We start from the raw sequence: 20,355 nt of genomic DNA on the forward strand, positions 1-20,355 counted from the left end.
TTATCGTTCCCACAGATGCACGAAGCGTGAACGGGGAGATTTGATGGAAAGCGCCTAGTGGACGAACTGAAAGCGGGCCATGTCGTTGCGGGACAGCCGCAATTGGTCGGAAAAGGGCACGCTGTTGGTCAGCGCATAAAACGCTTGTGCCGTCGGCTCCGGAACGCCCATTTCTTTGTAATAATCGAGATACTCAGCGTGGACCGGATCACTGGGTGGATAATCATTTGCTTCCCGGCCATCTTCATCCATCCAGCTGTGCACGATGAATTCCGAATCGGGATGCGCGGTTCTGCGCGCACCAGCCAGAAAAAGCTCTACCGCGCCGGAGCGAATCGAACCACCGGCCGGCACATGGGTGCTGATTCCGGCGCGGCGGATCATACGGGCGAGATTGAGGTTGGCTTCCTCGTCCACGGACCCGTCGCAATCGAGCATTTCAATCCGTTTGATTCCGGGAAAATGATTCAGCATCTGGCGGAAAGTTGCGGGTGTATAACTGTCCACCGTACCGGTCATTTCGACGGTGTCGGCTGCGATTACGCGAAAAGGACCATATTGACCGAAAGCGGCTTCTGCGGGTTTTGCCGCTGTTTCTGGCTCGAATAAATCATATTCGAAAATCTCGACCGTCTCGGTGACGATATAGCTGCTAGCGCTGTGCGCAGGCTGTGCCGGAAATAACAGCAGCGCGACAAGCAGGAAGGCGCTGACGAAGAAGCCGCCCTTCGAACCCGTCGAAGCGTCTCGAAATTGTGAAATATCGGTTTGAGTACCATTTCGCATGGCAACCATTTGGACGGGGCGCGCTTGCCAGAAGGTATCGGGGCTTGGTTACTCAATATTAACTAGCTACTCTGCGGAAATCGCATGGGTTTTGACGGTTGCGGCCAAGTGATGGTTGTTGCTCGACTCCATCGCCTGGCACAGCCAGTGTTCCGGACATGAAATTGGGGCAGCCATGATGGTGGCGCTGGTTCAGACGGTGGCCTATCTCGGTCTGGAAGCGCGGAATGTGGAAGTGCAATGTCAGGTTGCACCGGGCCTGCCTGCATTCAATGTCGTCGGCTTACCCGACAAGGCGGTTGCGGAAAGCCGGGAACGGGTACGCGCTGCAATTGCAGCGATGGGATTGTCGCTTCCGCCAAAGCGCATCACCGTCAATCTGTCGCCCGCTGATATGCCCAAGGCCGGCTCCCATTATGATCTGCCGATTGCGCTGGCCCTGTTAGGTGCAATGGGGATTATCGATGCTGAGACTCTGGCAAGCTATGTCGTAGTGGGAGAATTGTCACTCGATGGCCGATTGGCGGCGACGCCGGGCGTTTTGCTCGCGGCTCTCCACGCATCGGGTCAAAGCCTGGGCTTGATCTGCCCGGCACCGCAGGGGTCTGAAGCGGCGTGGGCCGGCGATGTTGAAGTGTTGGCACCGTGCGACCTGCTGTCACTGCTCAATCATTTCAAGGGGCAGGCGATATTGACACCACCGGAAACCGGTGCGGCGCCCGAACCGGAATACGGGCCAGATCTCAAAGATGTCAAAGGACAGGAAACCGCAAAGCGGGCGTTGGAGATCGCCGCAGCCGGCGGACACAATCTTCTGATGAATGGTCCGCCGGGATCGGGCAAATCACTGCTGGCGTCCTGTTTACCAGGCATATTGCCTCCGTTATCGCCCTCCGAAGCGCTGGAAGTGTCGATGGTGGCTTCGGTCGCCGGGACGCTCGAAGGCGGCCAGATGTCGCGTCAACGGCCATTTCGGGCACCGCATCACAGCGCGTCAATGGCGGCACTGGTGGGCGGCGGCCTGAAGGTTCGTCCCGGCGAAGTCAGCATGGCGCATCTTGGCGTATTGTTTCTTGATGAACTGCCGGAATTCCAGCGGCCGGTGCTCGATTCGTTGCGCCAGCCGCTTGAAACCGGAGAAGTCAGCGTAGCCCGCGCCAACGCGCATGTGACCTTTCCGGCGCGCGTTCAGATGGTCGCAGCGATGAATCCCTGCCGCTGTGGCCATCTCGGCGATGCCACTCTGGCCTGTTCGCGGGCGCCGAGATGCGCGGCGGATTATCAGGCGAAGGTCTCCGGGCCACTGCTCGACCGTATTGACCTGCATATAGAAGTCGAAGCCCTGTCTGCTGCGGATCTCACCATGCCACCGCCAGCCGAGAGTTCTCGGCGGGTGGCCGAACGGGTTGCGAGAGCGCGGTCGATCCAGCGTCAGCGCTTCGCTGATCTGGAAGCACGGACCAACACTGAAATCGAAGGCGATGCGTTGGAGAAATATGCAACGCCAGACGAGCCCGGGCAGGCATTGCTGGCGCAAGCCGCAGAAGCGATGCGACTATCGGCGCGGGGCTATACAAGGGTTCTAAGAGTATCTCGATCGATCGCGGATTTGGCGGGCGCCCAGGAAATTGGCCGTCTCCATGTCGCGGAGGCGCTCAGCTATCGGAGACAGGCCCCTCGCAACTAGCTCCGGAATATCTCTTTACAACGCCAGAGGCTGTTTCCACAATGAACGACGGTAATTTGAAGGCCGGACCGTTCCTCCCTGATCAAGCTGCCCTGTCGCCTTCCGTCAGCTCTAGCGGCATGGCCATTTCACTCTTATTTATCGTCGATTTGGCGAGATTCGGGCCCCTGTCGCTGCGGTGCTTGAACTTGCCGTCGACGTGACCGCCTTGCTCAATGGTCACATTTTCATAGGTGATGTCACCGCCAATGCGAGCGGTTGAGGCGATGGCGAGGTCTCCGGCGTCGATCGATCCCTCGACCGCGCCCGACAGGCTGGCGTTCTGGGCAATGATGGCACCCTTGATCTTGCTTGACGGGCCCTGAACCAGAGACAGGCATTTGACGTCGCCAATCACTTCGCCGTCGATATGCAGATCGACCTTCGATTCGATATTGCCCGTAATGATGATCCCGTCGCCGATGATCGAAAAACTCGATCCGCTGCTGCCGTTGTTTCTAGCCACGGCTGGTGCCTGACTCGGCGCGCTTGGGCGTGCTGGCACGTTGTCGTGCGATGGCTTTGACCTTGAGAACATCTGTGTTCGCCTCCAAAAATGGCCGGGGGTTAATTGCCTTGCCGTTCAACCGCACCTCAAAGTGCAGATGCGTCCCGGTCGAGCGTCCCGTGCTTCCCATAGCCCCCAATTGTAGTCCCTGTTCAACCTTTTGGCCAGCCGTCACACCAATCCGCGACAAATGCGCATAACGCGTCATCAATCCGTTGCCATGCGTGATTTCCACAGTCTTGCCATAGCCGGACTTCCATCCAGCATGGGTGACCTTGCCGCCGGCAGCAGCCAGAATAGGCTGGCCGTGCGGCCCCTTGAAATCCATGCCACTATGCATTGCTCCGCCGCCGGTGAACGGATCGCGGCGATAACCATAGCTGCTCGACATCATCCCTGTGGTGGCGGGTCGCCCGGACGGGATCGCGATCAACGTCCGTTCCAGCGCATCCATCTTTTGAAGCGCGAGGGAAAGCCGTTCGAGCGTGGGGTGCAGTTGCTGTTTCTTGTCATTGAAGAACGGAATGAATGGACCACCCATGGCATCGGTAGAATTTTTCGTCAATTTTTCGGGATTCAGACCGAATTTGCGAATCGCCGCAGCCGCCTGTTCGGTGCGTCGAACGGCCACTGTCGTCAAGCGCCGGGCAAAGGCAATCTGACGCGCTTCGAGCCGGGCAAGCTGTGCAGCTTCTGGAAAAGCAGCGCTGATTTTCCGGGTATTTTCCGACAGCTGTTCGTCGGATTGATTGATTTCTGTTGTGCCATCCGCGCCCGGCTGCTCGCCAATAAACTGCTCGGTCATCTGGTCGAGCACGTCCTGGCGCTGCTTCAGATCAGCGGCGACGCCGTCGATCGACTGTTTATAGCTGGCGACGCGGTTCTCGGTGCTGTTCACCTCTGCTTCTTTTTGGGCGAGGGCCAGGCGTTCGCCGGTAACGGTAAGCTGATTGATCATCATTGCCAGGGTGATCAGCAGCCAGACAGCCAGAGCCGCCGCGACAGAATATACTACGCGTTTCTGCAATATTGCCGATATCGTGAGAAAACGGACCTGCCCGTGCGATCGCATAAAAAACTCGCGATCCGTAAACATATGGTCCAGCCGGGCTTTAAGCCCCTGTCTGGTTTTTTCTTTGTGCATGACCCGCCGTTACTATTCGTAATCCCCGACAATCGGCTAGCAGACAGCGGCGAAAGTGGCGAATCGCAAGCGAGCAACTCGTGACGAGTCGAATGAGTCGTACGATGAATTGCGGAATTCATCGAAAATTTACCGCGATATAATCGTTTGAGTCGAATCGGTTATTGCCCGCACAGCATTGCGATTATGGGTTAAATTGCTGACCTCTCCATGCTAGCAGCCGCTTATGAAAAAACCTGAACAGCTGATCACCGAAATGGGACAGAAGGCACGCGCTGCCTTCACCAGACTTGCCGGCGTGAGCGATGCGCAGAAGTCTGCCGCTCTTGTCGCCGCGGCCCGACATTTGCGCACCGGCCAGGCCGCAATACTTGAGGCCAATCGTCGAGATATGGAAAGCGCACGCGATCGTGAGCTCAGTGAAGCCATGCTTGACCGGTTGATGATTGACGGGGAACGGCTGGAAGCCATTGCCGCGGCGGTCGAACAGGTTGCCGGCCTTCCGGATCCCGTAGGACAAGTAATCGACCGTAGCGAGCGGCCCAATGGTCTGGTGATGGAGCGCGTCCGCGTTCCGCTGGGCGTGATCGGAATTATTTACGAAAGCCGGCCCAATGTGACCGCTGATGCGGCAGCGTTGACGCTGCGGTCTGGCAATGCGGTTATCCTGCGCGGCGGTTCGGAGGCGACAGAAAGCAACCGGGCGATATTTGACGCCATGGTGGCCGGGCTGGTCGAAGCAGGCCTTCCCGAAGATGCCATTCAGCTGGTTCCGACCACCGACCGGGCAGCGGTTGGCGCGATGCTGACAGCCAGCGGGCTGATCGACATCATCATTCCGAGGGGTGGCAAGTCGCTGGTCAAACGCGTGCAGGATGAAGCGCGCGTACCCGTGCTCGCGCACCTCGACGGCATTTGTCATACCTATATCGGCAAGGATGCTGATCCGGACAAAGCCCTGGCCATTGCGGTCAATGCCAAGATGCGGCGGACCGGGATTTGCGGCGCGATGGAGACATTGTTGATTGATCAGGATTATCCGGCACCCGGGCCATTGGTGCGGGCGCTGATCGATGCTGGCTGCGAAGTGCGCGGCGATGATGCCATACTCGAACTGGACGAGCGCATTGTATCCGCCGATGACAAAGATTGGGACACAGAATATCTCGCGCCGATCGTGTCGGTGGCGATGGTCGACGGGGTGGATGAGGCGCTGAAACATATTGCCGAACATAGTTCGCACCATACCGATGTGATCGTCACCGAGGACACCGCAATGGCGGAAAAATTCATCCAGCGTGCCGACAGCGCGATTGTCATGCACAATGCCTCGAGCCAGTTTGCCGATGGCGGCGAATTTGGACTGGGCGCAGAGATCGGTATTTCCACAGGCCGCATGCACGCGCGCGGTCCGGTCGCGCTGGAAGGGTTGACGACCTATAAATGGGTCGTCCGGGGAACCGGGCAGGTGCGACCTTGAGCATGACCGGATGAAAGCAACCGGCCTTCTCGGCGGATCGTTCAACCCGGCCCATGGCGCCCATCGTTCGATCAGCCTGTTCGCGATGGACGCGCTTGATCTCGACGAATTCTGGTGGCTCGTTTCGCCGGGAAATCCGCTGAAGGCAGGTGCCAAGGATATGGCACCATTGCCGGCTAGGCTTGCGTCGGCAAAAAAGTTGACCCGGCGTACCAGGATCCAACCCACTGCAATTGAACAGGATTTGGGTACCCGCTACACATATGACGGCTTGCGCAAGCTGGTTCGCCGCTATCCCAAAAGGCAATTTATCTGGATCATGGGAGCGGATAATCTGGCCCAGTTCCACCGTTGGAAAGACTGGCGAAAAATTGCTCGGCTTTTGCCGATTGCAGTTATTTCAAGACCCGGCTATGATGATGACGCCTTTGCGGCTCCCGCAATGGCCTGGCTGCGGCGCTTCGTCCACCCGGCAAGTCAGCGTGGTAACTGGACCAACTGGAGTACGCCAGCGCTGACATTCTTGCGCTATCGTCCCGACCCCCGCTCGGCCACCGCGATCCGGATGGCTAGGCCCCATTGGCACAAAGACTATGCAAAGCGCTGCGTTCGCGACGCAGTGACGCACCGGTTGATTTGCCCCGAAGAATAGGACCTGTTTTGAAAGAATCGAATGTGAAAGCCCTGAAGCCAGCGACATCCGAAATCGGAAGGGCCGAATCCGCCGCCCTCCATGCTCTGGTGATGAAATCGCTCGATGATGATCAGGCACAGGATATTGTTTCCATCCCGCTTGAGGGAAAGAGCAATATTGCGGACCATATGGTGATCGCCGAGGGGCGTTCGACCAGGCAGGTTGCATCTATTGCCCAGAAACTCGCCGAGCGGATCAAACAGGCCGGTGGCACCGCCCGAGTCGAAGGGCTCGCCAATGCCGACTGGGTGTTGATTGATGCCGGCGACGTAATTGTGCATTTGTTCCGGCCCGAAGTGCGCAGTTTTTATAATCTCGAACGGATGTGGGCCGTCGACGAGGAAGGTGACGCGGCGGACGTCGTCGAAGCCTGAATTCCTGGGCGATGAGATTGCATATTGTCGCCCGCGGAAAAATTGGCCGCAGCCCGGAAGCAGAAATCGTGGATCGCTATGCGAAGCGGGTGAGCTGGGATGTAAAAATTAGCGAGCTCCCCGATCAGGGCGGAAAATTCCCGAAGCTGGATGGCGTGACAAAGATTGTCGCGATGGACGAAGCGGGTGAAAACTGGACCTCAAAGAAATTTGCGAACTTGCTCTCGGCGTGGCGTGATGATGGCGTACGCGAGACGCGTTTTCTGATTGGTGCTGCGGATGGCTTGAGTGCGGAGGAACGGTCCAGCGCTGATCATCTATTCTCTTTTGGCAAGGCGACCTGGCCGCATATGATGGCCCGGGCGATGCTCGCAGAACAGCTGTTCCGCGCCACATCAATCCTTGCCGGCCATCCCTATCACAGAGAAGGATGAGCGGAATGTTGCGTTCCATTCTCTTTATCTTCAGCACCGTCTTTCTGGCAGCGGCCGGTACGGCTTTGCTATCCGCGCAGGCTCCGGAACCGAGCCTTTCGGAGCAACAGCGCGGCCTGTTGTCGGCGCGCGAGCAATCCGAGCGCGCCCGGCAGCGCAGCGAGGCCTTGCGACGGCAGGCGGAAACGGCCAGCAGCGATGCCGAACGGATGGCCAGTGAAGCTGCCGCCCTTGCTGCCCGTATTCAGGCAGCCGAAGCTGACATCAAGGCTGCGCGCACCCGGATCGCCATTGTTAGCCGGCTGCAGGAGCGCCAACGGGCGCGACTTGCAGAAAAACAGGGTCCTCTGGTACGGTTGACCGCTGCACTCCAGATGATGACGCGGAAGCCGACGGCGCTCGCTCTCGTGGAACCGCGTTCACTTGATGAACTGATCTACATGCGGTCGATCCTGTCAGCCGTGTCGCCGGAAATCGAACGGCGGACCGCCAGCCTCCGTGACGAAGTCAGGCAAGGAGAACAGCTCCGGCTGCAAGCCGTCCGGGCGATTGCCTCGCTCGACGAAAGCGAGCGGCGTCTGGCCGATCGGCGGCGGCAACTGGCCAGTCTCGAAGCCAGCGAACGGATCGAAGCTGCGCAATATTCCAATGATGCCAATCTGGAACAGGGGCAGGCGCTGGCGCTGGGCGAGCAAGCACGCGACATTTTGGACCTGATGGACCAGATTCGTGAAAGCGGCGCGATCCGCGAGTCGCTTGCGGAACTGGAGGGACCCTTGTTGCGGCCCGGTCAGGCGCGTGACCGCCAGACTAGCGCGTCGCCGCGAAACAAGAATGTTGCCGATGCCTATCGGTTGCCGGTGATCGGAGAGATTGTCACCGGCCTCGGTGAAATTTCCGATAGCGGCTATCGCTCGCGCGGCCTGACCATCGCCGTCGATCCCGGTGCGCAGATTGTTGCGCCCGCAGCGGGGCGCATCGCTTATTCCGGCCGCTATCGCGGTTATGGGAATATCCTGATCATCGAACATGACGCGGGCTGGACCAGTTTGATCACCAATATGGCGACGAGCAAAGTCGCCGTCGGAGACCAGGTGACGCAGGGCGCGCCGGTCGGGCAATCGGGGTCGGATGATCCTACGATTACCGTTGAGTTGCGCCGCAATGGCAGGCCGATCGATATCGCAGCCCTGATTGGCTGAAATCAGGCAAGGCTCGAGAAAAATTGCCGTTCGTCGAAGGCTTCCATCATTTTTGGTTAAGCTGCTTTGCTTTAGTGGCCATTCCAGCCTATATTTGGTTCCGCTCTAGACCTACAGGATAGCATTGATGAAAAAGCCCGTATTGCAAGCCGCCGCCCTTGTTTTGACCGTCGCGCTGCTGCCGGCCACAACCTCGGCAATTTCCGCCGTGGATGCAAATACCTATCGCGAGATGGAACAATTCATGAGCGTCTTTGAGCGGGTGCGGAATGACTATGTCGATCAGGTGGATGATGCTGATCTGATCAAGGGCGCGATCGAGGGTATGCTGGGCAGTCTTGATCCGCACAGCAGCTTTCTTGACGCGCGCGATTTTGACAATTTGCGGACCCAGACAGATGGTAACTATGGTGGTCTGGGCCTTTCGGTAACGCTGGAAGATGGCGCAGTGAAGGTCATCGCTCCGTTTAAGGATACGCCTGCCGACAAGGCTGGCGTGAAAGCGGGCGATTATATCACCCATATTAATGGTGAACTGATCTACGGTGGCACGCTGGATGAAGCGGTTGAGGAAATGCGCGGCAAGCCCGGCACACCGATCACGATCACGATTGTCCGGCCCGGTCGCGACAAGCCTTTCGATGTGACGATGGACCGCGCGATTATCGATCTCAAACCTGTCACCTGGGAGATCAAGGATCAGATTGGGGTGATCAGCATCAACAGCTTTTCCACCGCTACCGGTGCTGATGTAGCTGCGGCAATTGCAGGCATAGACCAGGCTCTGGGCAAGAAACCACTCGGCTATGTTCTGGATCTGCGATCCAACCCGGGCGGTTTGCTCGATGAAGCCGTGTCGGTCTCCGATGTTTTCCTGTCGCGCGGCGAAATCGTCTCGCAGCGCGGGCGCGACAAGTCCGATATTGAACGCTATTTTGCGAAAAGCGGCGATGCGACCGGTGGTTTGCCGATCATTGTCCTGATCGATGCGGGGTCGGCGTCGGCTTCGGAAATCGTTGCCGGTGCCTTGCAGGATCATCACCGCGCCCTTGTGATGGGTGAGCGCAGCTTTGGTAAGGGCTCTGTGCAGACCCTGCTGCCGCTTTCCAATAGCACGGCTTTGCGCTTGACCACTGCGCGTTATTACACGCCCTCGGGTAAATCGGTGCAGGAGGGCGGTATCGAACCCGATATCACTGTGCCCCAGCTATCCGATCCGGACTATAAGACCCGGCCACGCTTCCGGGAATCGGATTTGCGCCGTCATCTGATCAACGAGGTCAAGCTGGAGGACGAGGTGCTTGAGGAGGACAGCAAGGAGGATCCGCGTTTCACCCAGACTGCCGAAGAATTGAAGGAGCAGGGTGTTACCGATTTTCAACTTCACTATGCGCTGGAGACCATCGGTCGTCTCGGTCCTGACGGTTTGAAAATGGCGATCAGCAAGGCGGCCAAAAAGCCCGCTAAGAAAACCCTGGCAGCGAAAAATTAGGGCTTTCTGATGGCAGCCCCCCGCCCGGCCAATTGGCTAGCTTTCCTGTTGCCATCCGCTTTGTTGGGTGGCGCATTGATCGGCCAATATGGCTTTGGCCTTTATCCTTGCGAAATGTGCATGTGGCAGCGGTGGCCACATCTCGCCGCTATAATCTTGGCCCTGACTGCGCTGATCATCCGGTCGAAAGCGCGGTCGACGCCATTGGTGATTGCAGCGGCCATGGCAATTTTGATCAGCGGGATGATCGGTGGCTTTCACGCGGGGGTGGAATATGGCTGGTGGGAAGGATTGACCGCCTGCGCCACCAATATGCCGGCGGGCGGCGACATGCTTGATTCGATCATGAATGCACCACTGGTCCGCTGTGATGTTGCCCCATGGACTCTGTTTGGTATTTCCTTGGCCGGTTTTAATTTTCTCTTGTCAGTCGGCGGTGCCATCCTCATCTTGATCACGGTGGCGACCGGACGAAAGGGTGCCATATATGGCTGAGAAAAAATTGGGACAAACACGAACCGATATCGCCTCCATGATTCGTGTCAATCAGGCCGGCGAATATGGCGCGGCACAAATCTACAAAGGCCAGCTGGCGGTGATGGGCGATGATGCGCCGCAAAGCAGCGAAATCCACCATATGGCCGAGCAGGAGCAGCGGCATCTTGACGCCTTTGACCAGATGATCGCCGAGCGCGGAGTCCGGCCCACTGCCCTGCAACCCTTCTGGAAAATTGCCGGCTATGCGCTGGGCGCTACAACCGCGGCGCTCGGTCCCCGGGCTGCCATGGCGTGTACGGCTGCGGTGGAAACCGAAATCGACCACCACTATCAAGAACAGCTGGACGCGCTTGAAACGGAAAATGATCCCGAACTGACCCGTATGATTGCGGAGTTTCGCGAAGAGGAATTGGAGCATAAAGCAACTGCAATTGCATCGGGAGCGGAAGATGCGCCCGGCTATCCGGTTTTGAGTGCAGCAATCCGGCTGGGCTGCCGGGTTGCGATAGGATTGTCGAAACGAATTTAGGAAGCGTAACCCGCTTCAGCGCCGGTTCAGACCGGGGCGGACAAAGGAACTGTTATGATGAAGAAAATTTTGATTTCTGCCGCCGCACTGTCAAGCGCTGGCTTACTGGCTTTTCCAGCGCAGGCCCAGGATCAGGCAGGAGACCGGGTCAATCAACTGGTTATCTATGGCGATGACCCTTGTCCGCCGAGCAGCGACGAAGAAATTGTTGTCTGCGCGCGCAAGGATGAGGGCGAGCGGTATCGCATTCCCGAAACCCTGAGAGGCGGTAGTCTGGGCGACGCCAAGAATCAGGCTTGGTCGGAACGCGTCCGCTCCTATGAATATGTCGGAAAGTCAGGAACCAACAGCTGCTCTCCCACTGGGCCAGGCGGTTTCACCGGATGTACGCAGGCACTGCTCCGTCAGGCTTATGCCGAAAAGGGCATTGATGACACGGTCAACTGGGGGCAACTTATAGAAGAGGAACGGCAGAATCGGCTGGCCCGGATTGACGCGGAGGCCGAGGCGGTGGAAGAGCGGTTGCTTGAAATCGAAGCCCAGCGCGAAGCACGGGAAGCCGCCGCAGAAGCCGCACGCGAGCGGCTGGACGCAAAGGACACGGAAGCGATGGAAGCCACCAGCGATCTGACTGTACCGCCGGGAGCTGAGGAAGCGCCGCCAAAAGACGACTGAACTTGGCGGGGCGGTCGGGCTAGTTACCTTCTTCCAGCAAGTTGCTGATGCTGTCGTCTATTTTGAAACTGGTGATGACCCATCCGGATGAACGCTGGTAAAATGAGAGTTCGAGTCGCGTTGCAAATTCATTTTGGAAAATGACGTAACTATTCTCGATAAATCTGTCGGAAGCGGATTTTGTCTTGACCAGTTTCCATCCTTCAACAGGCCCGTAAACATCCAGCAAAGTCTGGATATTCGTCTTTATTTGCGCTTCGAGCGTTGTGGTCTTGTCGAGCAATGGAGAAGCGGTGACGAGGTTTGTGAAGGCTTCGGCATTGCCTTGCTGATAGGCAATGATAACATCCTTGGCTAATGTATCAGGCGTCGCTTGCGCGTAAAGCGGTGGAGTTATTACCGTGATAGCGACAATGGCCAAGGCTGCCCGAACCGTTCCAATAATTTTCATAGCATTCCCTTATACAATATTGCGCCCAACAAGCCGGACTTGGTATTCCGCAAATATGCGGTCGATCGTGTCCCGTACGAGTCAGCTGGCCTTTCTGGCTTCAATCCACCGGTTCACCTGCGCTTCGAGCATATCGAGCGGCACGGCTCCCTGTCCCAGCACGACATCGTGGAACGCGCGCAGGTCGAATTTGTCGCCTAGCTCGCTGGTCGCCTTGGCGCGTAGCTCACGGATTTTCAGTTCGCCCATTTTATAGGCCAAAGCCTGACCGGGCCAGCTGATATAGCGGTTCACTTCCGCTTCGATATTGGCCTCGCTGAGCGCCGTATTGTCGGTCATGAAGTCGATCGCCTGCTGCTTGCTCCAGCCCTTGCTATGGATACCGGTATCGACGACCAGCCGACAGGCCCGCCACATTTCATAGGACAGCCGCCCCATATTCTTGGCCGGCGTGTCGTAAAGTTCCATCTCGATACCGAGTCGTTCCGAATAGAGGCCCCAGCCTTCGACAAAGGCGGTGAAAAATGCACCATGTTTGCGGAAGTCCGGCATGTCGAGTTCCTGCTGCAACGCGATCTGCTGGTGATGGCCGGGTACGGCTTCATGAACGCTCAGCGCAGGAATTTCCCAGAAGGGCCGTTGGTCGAGTTTCGATGTGTTGACATAATAATAGCCGGCAATGCCGACATCGGGCGAGCCGGGATTATAATATGCGGTGGTTGTGCCTTCCGCGGTTTCCGCCGGAATTTCCTTGATGCCATAAGGCAGCCGCGCGAGCTTGCCGATAATCGAAGGCATCTTGCCATCAATGATCTTGTTCACCCGGGCGACTTTTTCCATCAGCTCTTCCGGCGTTTTGGCATAATATTGCGGATCGGTACGAAGATGCTCGATAAACGCCTCGCGCGAATCATAGCCCGCCTCCTTGGCGACCTCCACCATCTCGGCCCGGATCCGCGCCACTTCGCTCAGGCCAATATTGTGAATCTCGTCGGCAGTCTTGTCGGTCGTCGTCATCTGCCGGATGCGAAAATCATAATATTTTGCACCGCCGGGCTGCGCCGAAACGCCTGGGGCCTTTGCGCAGTTGGGGGCATAATCCTTGGTATACCAGTCGAGATGTTTCTTGACCGCGGGGTTGATGATAGTGGTGATGGTTCCGGCCGCGTCTGCGGCCAGCCCGTCGAAGGTTGCTGGATCAATATTCTCAGGCCGTTTGCGCGTGAACGGCTGATAGAAACGTGACTGCTTGGGATCATCGGTTATCAGACCGGAAATGCTGGTTTCATAGCCCACCATCGAAACGCAGGGCTGGACATAACCGCCAGCCAATGCCTTGTTGGCGACCGTGATCGACTGGTCGTTGATCTTGGCATATTGTTTCAGCCGGTTGATATAGGTGCGATAATCCTGTGCGTTGCGGAACGGCAGATTGTTCTGCATGCTGGCGAAATTCTGGTGCCAGCCGCCGCGATTGGTGAAATTGATGGTGCGCTGGCCATAGCTGTTCGCTTCAATTTGTTCGGCGAGCGACCGGCGCAAGATGCCATAGTTGGTCTTGTCATCCTCGCTCAGCGCATGGGTGTCGATAGCGTCCAGTTGCGCCAGCCAGGCCTTTGCCTTTGCGACGCGGCTGTCTTCGGCCTCGAGACTGGCATCGCTGACCCGGCCGACCGGATCGTCAACCCCGAGCGACGATGCAAATTCGGGATATTGTTCCAGCTGATAGTCCCAATAGACATCGATAATGGCATGGAGAGCGGTCGCATCCTGCTTGTCATCCGCTTGTGCCTGAACCGGCACATGGAGCAGCATCGCCAGCGGTGCCAGCATGGCTAAACTTGTTCTGCGCATCATTTTCTCTCCGAAACAATCCCGATAATATCTCTGGCAACTATCGTGAATGATCAGCATTTTTAGTCAAGCTTGATTTTGGGCGGCAAACAGCCGGGTGCGCAATAGCATCGCGCTCTGAAAGGGAATATCCATGATCTTCAGCGGCGTGATCGCCGAGCCTCCGGCGATGCCGATAGTGACCGTCGCCAGATCGAGCGGATGGTCGAGCGGCGACTGGCTGACTTCGACACTCTGGACCTTGCGGAGCGGGAGAATGGTCAGCTTCCGTCGCCACCAGCCCGACCGGACGAACAACTGGCTGTCGGCCAAAGCATATTGATGATGCCGCCAGTTGAGGAAGAGAATCGATATGACCGGTATTATTAGCAAGCCGATTGCCAGAAAAGCGCGATGCAGAAAAATTCCGGTGCCGAGGGCAATGCCGGCAAGCGCTAGTCCGGCGAGGATGGCGCGGCGCCACCAAAAGGCTGAACTGACCTGCTGAAAGGCGAGATCGGCACTCGCCTGGTCGATTGCGCATTCCGCGAGAATCGGTTCAATCTCTGCCAGGCTTGCACAGGGGGCCGCGCTATGGTCGGTTTCTCCGCCAGCATCTCCCGCCAGCGAAGTGAATTTGAGATGATACCAGCCATAGCGTTCGCGCACCGGACCGGTTTGCACGATGGCGGCCTGAACCCGGTGGATCGGCATCACCATGTCGGTCAGGGTGAACAGCCCGCGCCGCCGCCGGAATCCTGGCTGTCCGGTGTCCACCCGATCAAGGCGGAAACCATATTCGCGAACGAACGTCCGGACGATACCGCTGACAAAACCGATCGTCACCAGCGAAAATATTGCCGCCAGCGCTCCGACGATCCGTATCCCCGAACTGATGCTATCGAGGGTTTCCTGTTCCGGCAGGGCCTCGATCCAGTTGCGTGGATCGAAAAAGCCGTCCGGCAGCAGGAAGTCAAGATTTTGGGCGACGGCACCCAAAATGGCGAGCAGGACGAAGGAAAAGTTGAACAGTCCTGCGATCAATATCCGGCGGTTGTCCATCGCAAAGAGCGGTGGTGGCTCCGCTATTGTGACGTCGTTATTGTCGCCAGTCCGATCTGCTCGCAATCCGGCTTTATAGTCACGGATCACGTCGCGCAGTTGTTCCGCGTCGGGTCGCGCCAGTGCGTCGAGTTGACCGTCGTCGCCACCGCCGGATCCGGTTTCAAGCTTGACCGTGGCGAGGCCAAGCAGGCGGCTGACCAGCTTTTGTTCGAGGCTGACATCCTGTATTCGGTCGAAGGGAATGGACCGGTTGTTGCGGTTGAGCAGGCCGCTTTTGATGCGGATTTCCTGCGGCGTAATCTGATAGGTGAAGCGCGACCAGATTAGCGCGGTTACGCAGACGACCAGGGTGACCAGAGCCAGAGCGGCGAGGCCGGTGTAGAGGATATTCTGATCGAACAGGCTGAAATGCAGGACAATGATCGCGACGATATTCTGGCCCAGCATCGACACCGATTTCAATATTATGCTGAGCGGGTGCAGCCGCCGGAACGGGGCGGTATCATGCGTTTTCAGGCCTGTCGCTGCGGCCTTCATATCATGTCTTGGCGGATATGACTCTTGATCGTCTCGCGCATATCTTCGGCATCCGCCGTGGCAAGGCCGGGGAGGGTCACGATGCTGTTATGCGTCCCGGCGGTGTGGACGATCAGGGTCGAGAGGCCGAAGATTCGTTGCAGGGGCCCCTGCGCGACATCGATATGCTGAATCCGGTTGAACGGCACGATCGTATCTTTCCGCCAGAGAAAGCCGCGCAGCACCCGCAATTGTTCGTCGCCCATGTCATAGCCCCAGCGGCGATAGATGCGGTCGGGCAGGATGAAAACCAGCGCGACTGCTATCAGCGCGGCCGGCGTCAGGATCATGCCGGGCTGAATACCGACCTGTATCCACAGCAATATCTCCGCGGCCAGTGCCAGTATCAACAGGATCAGCGCGCGCAGAATCAGGTTGATCCGGATCAGGCTTTTTTGCGGTGGATGGAGCGGTGTCAGGCCCTGATTATAGCGCGATAACGCGCCTGTTTCGATCCCGCCAAACCGGTCTGAATTGGAAGGATTGGAAACATGTTCGGTCATGGATCAGCTATGGCGGACCTGTGTTACCAAGGCAAGACAGATCATGCCAGCTCCCTGACCGGATGCGGGCTAGCGGGCTAGCGCCGCTTCGGCTTGCTCGACCAAAGATTTGATAATTTCGGCCACGGATTCCTCCGTCTTGACCATGCCGACCGACTGTCCGGCCATGACACTTCCATATTCGATATCGCCATCTATGACCGCTTTTCGTAACGCTCCAGCCCAAAAATGTTCAATTTGCAGCTGTGCTTCACCCATTTCAATCTCGCCGGCGTCGAGCAGCTTGGCGACCTCGATCTGCTTGCGGGTAAATTCTTCGGTGCCCTTGTTCTTCAGCGCACGGACCGGGATCACCGGCAGGCGGGGATCGACCTGTACAGACGTTATCGCATCACGGGCATTGCCGCGGATGAAGGCTTTCTTGAAATCCGGATGGGCAATGGATTCGTGGGCGCAGACAAAGCGGGTGCCGAGCTGGACGCCGCTGGCCCCCATTTCGAGATAGGCCGCGATCATCTCGCCCGTGCCGATCCCGCCAGCGACGAAGACGGGTAGCTGATCGGCGATTTCGGGCAATATTTCCTGTGCCAGCACCGAGGTGGAAACCGGGCCGATATGACCGCCCGCTTCCATGCCCTCAATGACAATGGCATCGACACCCGAGCGGATGAATTTTTTCGCCAGCGCCATGGCCGGGGCGAAACAGATCACCTTGGCGCCGGTTTCCTTGATCGCCTCGAGGCTGCCCTTGGGCGGCAGTCCGCCGGCGAGCACGACATGGCTGACCTGATGCTTGCCGCAAATCGCGATCAGTTCCATCAGATCGGGATGCATGGTGATCAGATTGACGCCAAACGGCTTGTCGGTGCGCTTCTTGGTCTCGGCAATTTCGGTGTCGAGCAGGTCCGGCGTCATCGCGCCGCAGGCAATCACACCAAAGCCGCCGGCGTTGGAAATCGCGCTGACCAGGTTGCGCTCCGATACCCAGGACATCGCCCCGCACATGATCGCGGTCTCGCAGCCGAGAAAATCGGTGCCGCGTTGCATGAGCTGGTCGAGTTTGGATTGGGTCATTTTGATACTTTCAGTCACGCGTTCAGAGAGGGCAGGGACGGCCAGACGGGACGGTTCAGGCCGCATCCTCTGCGTCCAGGCCATAAGCCGTGTGCAGCACGCGCAGTGCCAGCTCGGTATAATCTTCCTCGATCAGCACGCTGACCTTGATTTCCGAGGTGGTGATCGCCTGGATATTGACACCGCGCTCGGCCAGTGCCCGGAACATGGTCGCGGCAATGCCGGCATGGCTTTTCATGCCGACGCCGACGACCGATATTTTTGCCACATTCGTGTCCGGAATGAGGCGATTATAGCCAATCGCCTCCTGCGCGCCTTCGAGAACCTGCATCGCCCGGTCGAGATCGACGCCGGGCACGGTGAAAGTCACATCGGTTTCGCCTTTTTCGCGACCGACGTTCTGAATGATCATGTCGACATTGATCGCGGCGTCGGCGAGCGGGGCAAAAATATTGGCCACTGCGCCCGGCTTGTCGGGCACGCGAGTCAGGGTGATCTTCGATTCGTTCTTGTCATGGGCGATGCCGGTGATCAGCTGTCCCTCCATATCCTCTTCCTCCATTTCCTCTTCGCCGACAATCATCGTGCCGGGCAGGTCATCTGCGGTCCAGTTGGTATTTTCGTCGGTGAAGGAGGAGAGCACCTGGATGCGCACACCTTCCTTCATCGCCAGCCCGACCGAGCGGGTCTGCAATACTTTCGCACCAACGCTGGCCAGTTCGAGCATTTCCTCGAAGGTCACTTTCTTGAGCTTCCGCGCCCGCGTCACGATGCGTGGGTCGGTGGTGTAGACGCCATCGACATCGGTATAGATATCGCAGCGGTCTGCCTTGACCGCAGCGGCTATGGCAACGGCGCTGGTATCGGACCCGCCGCGGCCCAATGTGGTGATCCGGCCATCCTCGCTGATCCCCTGGAAGCCGGGGATAATCGCGATTTCACCGGCTGCCATGGCGGTGATCAGCTTTTCGGCGTCGATCGTGTCGATCCGCGCCTTGCTGTGGGCTTCCAGCGTACGGACGGGCATTTGCCAGCCGAGCCAGCTGCGCGCCTTGGCACCGAGAGACTGCAGCGCGATCGCCAGCAGACCGGACGTGACCTGCTCGCCAGAGGATACGACCACGTCATATTCCGCGGGATCATAGAGCGAACTGGCTTCACGGCAAAAATTGACCAGCCGATCGGTATCACCGGCCATCGCGGATACGACCACCGCCACTTCATGACCGGCATCGGCCTGCTGCTTGACGATCTGTGCAACCCGGCGGATGCGTTCGATTCCGGCCATGGAGGTGCCGCCAAATTTCATCACTATGCGTGCCATGATGCTGTCGGAAAAACTTTCGATAAAAAGGGCCTGAACAGGATTGAAAAGCCTGATAAAGAGGGGGCATGACAAAGGCAAGTAGCAGCACGATCAAGCCCGAAGAAGCCGCACATTTTGGTGCCCTGGCAGCAGACTGGTGGGACCCCAAGGGCTCATCGGCCATGTTGCATCGCCTGAATCCGGTTCGGCTTGCCTATATCCGTGACGCGATTGATCTGCATTTTCATTGCGATAGCAGCCTGTTGAAGCCGCTTTCGGGCAAAACCGCGCTTGATGTTGGTTGCGGGGCGGGCCTGTTGTGCGAACCGCTGGCCAGGCTGGGCGCCAATGTGACCGGCCTGGACGCGGCAGCGGAGAATATCGCTGTGGCGCAGGCACATGCTGGGCCGCAAGGGCTGCAAATCGATTATCGCAACGAAGCAATCGAGGATTTTGGCGGCAAAGATTTTGATCTGGTGACATCGCTCGAGGTGCTCGAACATGTCGATGATCCGCAGGGCTTCGTCGATGGGCTCGCTGCCAGCATGGCTGACGACGGGCTGATGATCATCTCGACCCCCAATCGCACCGCGCTTTCCAACCTGCTGCTGGTCGAGCTGGCCGAGCGGATCGGGCAAATTCCGCGCGGGACCCATCATCATGACCAGTTCATCACCCCGGACGAGCTGGAGGGACTGCTGAACAACGCCGGTCTCGAAGTCATTGATACCACCGGTCTCTCCCACAGTCCGACAAAGGGTTTTGTGCTGTCCGACAATTTGTCGCTCAACTATCTGATGACGATAGTGAGGACCTCGTGACCATTATCCGGCCCTATGTCGTTGGCGACAAATATGCCTGCCTTGCGCTGTTTGACAGCAATGTCCCGGATTTCTTCGATCCGACAGAGCGGGATTTATTTGTCGAGTTTCTCGACCAGCCGGCTGGTCATTATTTCTGCATCGATCAGGATGGTCAAATTGTCGGTTGCGGCGGCTTTGCCAGAGAGGCGCGCGGGCAGGCGCGCTTTACCTGGGGCATGGTCGATCAGGCGCGTCACGGTGATGGTCTTGGGCGACTGCTGACCGAGCATCGGCTGCAGGAAATTGCCAAAGCCGGCGACTATAGCGAAGCCGACCTGTCCACCACGCCCAGAATCGCTCCCTTTTTCGAAAAATTCGGATTTGTGGAAACTGGTCGGGAAAAAGACGGCTTTGCACCCGGCATGGACAAGGTGCGGATGATCAAGCCGCTCTAACTGTTTTCCCGAGCAGCCCTCGGATCAAGTTCGGAATGGATGCTGCGGAACGCTATCGCATTGCGTGGTGCGTCAAAAATCAACTTTTTCATAATGGGCCGGCGGTGCAATTACTTCCATGCGCTCGGACAGCAATGGCCGGAATGAGGGGCGTGATTTGAACATGCTGTACCAGGCCTTCGTCTGTTCATGCCCGGCCCAGTCAATCGCACCGAGATAATCGGCGACGGAAATCTGGGCCGCCGCTGCAAGGTCGGCGAGACTCATCGTTGCCCCGGCCAGCCAGCTGCGGTGATCGATCAGATAATCAATATAGTCGAGATGCACATTCGCACGGCGCATCGCTTCGCGCAGAATTTTGGCATCCGGCGGTTCGCGCCGGACCAGCCTTTTGTGCATGCGTTCGTGCAGCATCGGACCGGTCACATCGCCGAAAAATTGTTCGTCGAACCATGCCACCAGACGCCGGATTTCCGCCCGGTTCACTGCCGTGCCATTGATCATCGGGGTCTTCTCGACCGTTTCCTCGATATATTCGCAAATGGCGACGCTATCGACCAGATGAAAATTGCGCTCACTATGCTGCATCACCGGTGTCCGGCCGGTCGGGTTCATCGACAGAAATTCGTCGCGCTGGTCCCACGGTGATTCGCGGATCAGCTCATAGCCGACCGATTTCTCGCCCAGCAGCAAGCGGACTTTGCGCGAAAACGGACAAAGAGGAAATTGGTACAACTGCCACATGAT

22 protein-coding genes are annotated in these 20,355 nt (G+C 57.8%); 12 read left to right on the plus strand and 10 right to left on the minus strand.

Features of this window, described 5'->3' with window-relative positions; genetic code table 11:
• Positions 1-54: 54 nt before the first annotated feature.
• Positions 55-786, minus strand: coding sequence for a hypothetical protein (locus tag ACN0WX_RS03815; protein ID WP_417620941.1), 732 nt, complete (start codon positions 784-786; stop codon positions 55-57).
• Positions 787-964: 178 nt separating this feature from the next.
• Between ACN0WX_RS03815 and ACN0WX_RS03820 the strand changes: the two genes are divergently transcribed.
• Entirely contained in the window at positions 965-2,473 is a 1,509-nt protein-coding gene (locus ACN0WX_RS03820) for a YifB family Mg chelatase-like AAA ATPase (protein WP_417621202.1), read from the plus strand.
• Positions 2,474-2,555: 82 nt separating this feature from the next.
• Here the strand turns inward: ACN0WX_RS03820 and ACN0WX_RS03825 are convergent, their stop codons facing one another.
• Complete coding sequence (locus tag ACN0WX_RS03825) at positions 2,556-2,978, minus strand: bactofilin family protein (protein WP_417620942.1); 423 nt, start codon at positions 2,976-2,978, stop codon at positions 2,556-2,558.
• On the minus strand, positions 2,971-4,164 hold the full coding sequence (locus ACN0WX_RS03830) for a M23 family metallopeptidase (protein ID WP_417620943.1): 1,194 nt from the start codon (positions 4,162-4,164) through the stop codon (positions 2,971-2,973). The genes ACN0WX_RS03825 and ACN0WX_RS03830 overlap by 8 nt, the downstream gene beginning before the upstream one ends.
• A gap of 226 nt (positions 4,165-4,390) precedes the next feature.
• On the opposite strand from ACN0WX_RS03830, the gene ACN0WX_RS03835 reads away from it, so the two are divergent.
• From ACN0WX_RS03835 to ACN0WX_RS03875, 9 genes are all read left to right on the plus strand, one after another.
• Positions 4,391-5,644 (plus strand): glutamate-5-semialdehyde dehydrogenase, encoded by a 1,254-nt coding sequence (locus ACN0WX_RS03835; protein WP_417620944.1) that lies wholly within the window; start codon positions 4,391-4,393, stop codon positions 5,642-5,644.
• A 10-nt stretch (positions 5,645-5,654) separates the two neighbouring features.
• Entirely contained in the window at positions 5,655-6,296 is a 642-nt protein-coding gene (locus ACN0WX_RS03840; protein WP_417620945.1) for a nicotinate-nucleotide adenylyltransferase, read from the plus strand.
• 23 nt (positions 6,297-6,319) lie between these two features.
• Complete coding sequence (rsfS, locus tag ACN0WX_RS03845; RefSeq protein WP_417620946.1) at positions 6,320-6,712, plus strand: ribosome silencing factor; 393 nt, start codon at positions 6,320-6,322, stop codon at positions 6,710-6,712.
• 11 nt (positions 6,713-6,723) lie between these two features.
• Positions 6,724-7,146 (plus strand): 23S rRNA (pseudouridine(1915)-N(3))-methyltransferase RlmH, encoded by a 423-nt coding sequence (locus ACN0WX_RS03850; RefSeq protein ID WP_417620947.1) that lies wholly within the window; start codon positions 6,724-6,726, stop codon positions 7,144-7,146.
• A 5-nt stretch (positions 7,147-7,151) separates the two neighbouring features.
• Positions 7,152-8,348: a murein hydrolase activator EnvC family protein gene (locus ACN0WX_RS03855; RefSeq protein ID WP_417620948.1), complete on the plus strand. Its 1,197-nt coding sequence runs from the start codon at positions 7,152-7,154 to the stop codon at positions 8,346-8,348.
• A gap of 127 nt (positions 8,349-8,475) precedes the next feature.
• Positions 8,476-9,840: a S41 family peptidase gene (locus ACN0WX_RS03860; protein ID WP_417620949.1), complete on the plus strand. Its 1,365-nt coding sequence runs from the start codon at positions 8,476-8,478 to the stop codon at positions 9,838-9,840.
• Between the two features lie 9 nt (positions 9,841-9,849).
• A complete protein-coding gene (locus ACN0WX_RS03865; protein WP_417620950.1) occupies positions 9,850-10,335 on the plus strand; it encodes a disulfide bond formation protein B in 486 nt (161 codons plus the stop codon).
• A complete protein-coding gene (locus ACN0WX_RS03870) occupies positions 10,328-10,867 on the plus strand; it encodes a demethoxyubiquinone hydroxylase family protein (RefSeq protein WP_417620951.1) in 540 nt (179 codons plus the stop codon). Before ACN0WX_RS03865 ends, ACN0WX_RS03870 begins: the two co-directional genes overlap by 8 nt.
• A gap of 54 nt (positions 10,868-10,921) precedes the next feature.
• The gene (locus ACN0WX_RS03875; protein WP_417620952.1) at positions 10,922-11,542 is read left to right on the plus strand and encodes a hypothetical protein; all 621 of its coding nucleotides are present in this window, start codon (positions 10,922-10,924) and stop codon (positions 11,540-11,542) included.
• 19 nt (positions 11,543-11,561) lie between these two features.
• On the opposite strand, the gene ACN0WX_RS03880 is transcribed toward ACN0WX_RS03875, so the two are convergent.
• The 6 genes from ACN0WX_RS03880 to ACN0WX_RS03905 form a co-directional block, all read right to left on the minus strand.
• Entirely contained in the window at positions 11,562-11,993 is a 432-nt protein-coding gene (locus ACN0WX_RS03880) for a hypothetical protein (RefSeq protein ID WP_417620953.1), read from the minus strand.
• 81 nt (positions 11,994-12,074) lie between these two features.
• Positions 12,075-13,850 (minus strand): DUF885 domain-containing protein, encoded by a 1,776-nt coding sequence (locus tag ACN0WX_RS03885; protein WP_417620954.1) that lies wholly within the window; start codon positions 13,848-13,850, stop codon positions 12,075-12,077.
• A gap of 63 nt (positions 13,851-13,913) precedes the next feature.
• The gene (locus tag ACN0WX_RS03890) at positions 13,914-15,428 is read right to left on the minus strand and encodes a PH domain-containing protein (protein WP_417620955.1); all 1,515 of its coding nucleotides are present in this window, start codon (positions 15,426-15,428) and stop codon (positions 13,914-13,916) included.
• On the minus strand, positions 15,425-15,970 hold the full coding sequence (locus ACN0WX_RS03895) for a PH domain-containing protein (RefSeq protein WP_417620956.1): 546 nt from the start codon (positions 15,968-15,970) through the stop codon (positions 15,425-15,427). The genes ACN0WX_RS03890 and ACN0WX_RS03895 overlap by 4 nt, the downstream gene beginning before the upstream one ends.
• Before the next feature lie 69 nt (positions 15,971-16,039).
• A complete protein-coding gene (locus ACN0WX_RS03900) occupies positions 16,040-17,044 on the minus strand; it encodes an NAD(P)H-dependent flavin oxidoreductase (RefSeq protein WP_417620957.1) in 1,005 nt (334 codons plus the stop codon).
• Between the two features lie 55 nt (positions 17,045-17,099).
• Positions 17,100-18,368: an aspartate kinase gene (locus ACN0WX_RS03905; RefSeq protein ID WP_417620958.1), complete on the minus strand. Its 1,269-nt coding sequence runs from the start codon at positions 18,366-18,368 to the stop codon at positions 17,100-17,102.
• A 68-nt stretch (positions 18,369-18,436) separates the two neighbouring features.
• On the opposite strand from ACN0WX_RS03905, the gene ubiG reads away from it, so the two are divergent.
• Positions 18,437-19,171 carry a bifunctional 2-polyprenyl-6-hydroxyphenol methylase/3-demethylubiquinol 3-O-methyltransferase UbiG gene (ubiG, locus tag ACN0WX_RS03910; RefSeq protein WP_417620959.1) on the plus strand — a complete coding sequence of 245 codons (735 nt, stop codon included), beginning with the start codon at positions 18,437-18,439 and terminating at the stop codon, positions 19,169-19,171.
• Positions 19,168-19,608, plus strand: a complete 441-nt coding sequence (locus ACN0WX_RS03915) for a GNAT family N-acetyltransferase (protein WP_417620960.1) — start codon at positions 19,168-19,170, stop codon at positions 19,606-19,608. Before ubiG ends, ACN0WX_RS03915 begins: the two co-directional genes overlap by 4 nt.
• Before the next feature lie 72 nt (positions 19,609-19,680).
• Here ACN0WX_RS03915 and ACN0WX_RS03920 read toward each other — a convergent pair whose 3' ends face one another.
• A complete protein-coding gene (locus tag ACN0WX_RS03920; RefSeq protein WP_417620961.1) occupies positions 19,681-20,352 on the minus strand; it encodes a glutathione S-transferase family protein in 672 nt (223 codons plus the stop codon).
• Positions 20,353-20,355 lie beyond the last annotated feature (3 nt).

The sequence above is a fragment of the Parasphingorhabdus sp. genome (genome assembly GCF_048269915.1).
Lineage (GTDB): Bacteria > Pseudomonadota > Alphaproteobacteria > Sphingomonadales > Sphingomonadaceae > Parasphingorhabdus.

What these genes read in the sequence shown, in the direction of transcription:
- ACN0WX_RS03920 (WP_417620961.1), bottom strand. Translation starts at nt 20,352, where the DNA reads ATGTGGCAGTTGTACCAATTTCCTCTTTGTCCGTTTTCGCGCAAAGTC.
- ACN0WX_RS03855 (WP_417620948.1), top strand. Translation starts at nt 7,152, where the DNA reads ATGTTGCGTTCCATTCTCTTTATCTTCAGCACCGTCTTTCTGGCAGCG.
- ACN0WX_RS03865 (WP_417620950.1), top strand. Translation starts at nt 9,850, where the DNA reads ATGGCAGCCCCCCGCCCGGCCAATTGGCTAGCTTTCCTGTTGCCATCC.
- ACN0WX_RS03900 (WP_417620957.1), bottom strand. Translation starts at nt 17,044, where the DNA reads ATGACCCAATCCAAACTCGACCAGCTCATGCAACGCGGCACCGATTTT.
- ubiG (WP_417620959.1), top strand. Translation starts at nt 18,437, where the DNA reads ATGACAAAGGCAAGTAGCAGCACGATCAAGCCCGAAGAAGCCGCACAT.
- ACN0WX_RS03875 (WP_417620952.1), top strand. Translation starts at nt 10,922, where the DNA reads ATGATGAAGAAAATTTTGATTTCTGCCGCCGCACTGTCAAGCGCTGGC.
- ACN0WX_RS03885 (WP_417620954.1), bottom strand. Translation starts at nt 13,850, where the DNA reads ATGATGCGCAGAACAAGTTTAGCCATGCTGGCACCGCTGGCGATGCTG.
- ACN0WX_RS03850 (WP_417620947.1), top strand. Translation starts at nt 6,724, where the DNA reads ATGAGATTGCATATTGTCGCCCGCGGAAAAATTGGCCGCAGCCCGGAA.
- ACN0WX_RS03840 (WP_417620945.1), top strand. Translation starts at nt 5,655, where the DNA reads ATGAAAGCAACCGGCCTTCTCGGCGGATCGTTCAACCCGGCCCATGGC.
- ACN0WX_RS03815 (WP_417620941.1), bottom strand. Translation starts at nt 786, where the DNA reads ATGCGAAATGGTACTCAAACCGATATTTCACAATTTCGAGACGCTTCG.
- ACN0WX_RS03870 (WP_417620951.1), top strand. Translation starts at nt 10,328, where the DNA reads ATGGCTGAGAAAAAATTGGGACAAACACGAACCGATATCGCCTCCATG.
- ACN0WX_RS03890 (WP_417620955.1), bottom strand. Translation starts at nt 15,428, where the DNA reads ATGAAGGCCGCAGCGACAGGCCTGAAAACGCATGATACCGCCCCGTTC.
- ACN0WX_RS03905 (WP_417620958.1), bottom strand. Translation starts at nt 18,368, where the DNA reads ATGGCACGCATAGTGATGAAATTTGGCGGCACCTCCATGGCCGGAATC.
- ACN0WX_RS03895 (WP_417620956.1), bottom strand. Translation starts at nt 15,970, where the DNA reads ATGACCGAACATGTTTCCAATCCTTCCAATTCAGACCGGTTTGGCGGG.
- ACN0WX_RS03880 (WP_417620953.1), bottom strand. Translation starts at nt 11,993, where the DNA reads ATGAAAATTATTGGAACGGTTCGGGCAGCCTTGGCCATTGTCGCTATC.
- ACN0WX_RS03830 (WP_417620943.1), bottom strand. Translation starts at nt 4,164, where the DNA reads ATGCACAAAGAAAAAACCAGACAGGGGCTTAAAGCCCGGCTGGACCAT.
- ACN0WX_RS03860 (WP_417620949.1), top strand. Translation starts at nt 8,476, where the DNA reads ATGAAAAAGCCCGTATTGCAAGCCGCCGCCCTTGTTTTGACCGTCGCG.
- ACN0WX_RS03820 (WP_417621202.1), top strand. Translation starts at nt 965, where the DNA reads ATGGTGGCGCTGGTTCAGACGGTGGCCTATCTCGGTCTGGAAGCGCGG.
- ACN0WX_RS03835 (WP_417620944.1), top strand. Translation starts at nt 4,391, where the DNA reads ATGAAAAAACCTGAACAGCTGATCACCGAAATGGGACAGAAGGCACGC.